The 1,001-nt window shown below is 49.5% G+C and carries 1 pseudogene; it reads left to right on the top strand.

The annotated features are described in order from the left end of the window. Nucleotides 1–162: 162 nt before the first annotated feature. Nucleotides 163–1,001: pseudogene (locus tag ACJ751_RS24645) on the top strand (hypothetical protein); the annotation flags it as partial.

Raw genomic sequence — 1,001 nt, 5'->3', positions numbered from 1 at the left:
TGGTCACCTGCTTTGGATAATACGGCCACTACTACTTATACCTTTACTCCAACAGCCGGGCAGTGTGCGACGACGACAACACTAACTATTACCGTCAATCCGAACATTACGCCGACCTTCGCAGCCGTTGCACCGATATGTTCAGGAGCGACCCTGACTGCATTGCCTACGACTTCAACTAATGGCATCACAGGAACCTGGTCGCCTGCCCTCGATAACACAGCAACTACTACTTATACCTTTACTCCAACGGCAGGGCAGTGTGCAACGACGGCTACATTAACGATCACAGTCAATCCGAACATTACGCCAACGTTTAATGCGGTGGCGCCGATCTGTTCGGGAGCTGCTTTATCGGCATTGCCAACTACTTCGACTAATGGTATCACCGGAACCTGGTCACCTGCTTTGGATAATACTGCCACTACAACTTATACGTTTACCCCAACAGCAGGGCAGTGCGCTACAACGGCAACGCTGACAATTACCGTTAATCCGAACATTACGCCAACGTTCACAGCCGTTGCTCCAATTTGTTCAGGAGCGACCCTGACAGCATTGCCAACTACATCGACTAATGGCATTACAGGAACCTGGTCTCCAGCTTTGGATAATACAGCAACTACTACTTATACCTTTACGCCAACAGCGGGACAGTGCGCAACGACGACAACTTTGACTATTACAGTTAATCCGAATATCACTCCGACGTTCGCAGCCGTTGCTCCGATCTGTTCGGGAGCTACTTTATCGGCATTGCCTACAACTTCTACTAATGGCATCACTGGAACCTGGTCTCCAGCTTTGGATAATACAGCAACTACTACTTATACCTTTACGCCAACAGCGGGACAGTGCGCAACGACGACAACTTTGACTATTACAGTTAACCCGAATATCACTCCGACGTTTTCAGCCGTTGCTCCGATCTGTTCGGGAGCTACCTTATCGGCATTGCCTACAACTTCTACTAATGGCATCACTGGAACCTGGTCGCCTGC

The sequence above is a fragment of the Niastella sp. genome (genome assembly GCF_045805085.1).
Taxonomy (GTDB): domain Bacteria; phylum Bacteroidota; class Bacteroidia; order Chitinophagales; family Chitinophagaceae; genus Niastella.
The sequence above is the reverse complement of the archived record's forward strand: the minus strand, read 5'-3'. Positions and strand labels throughout refer to the sequence as shown.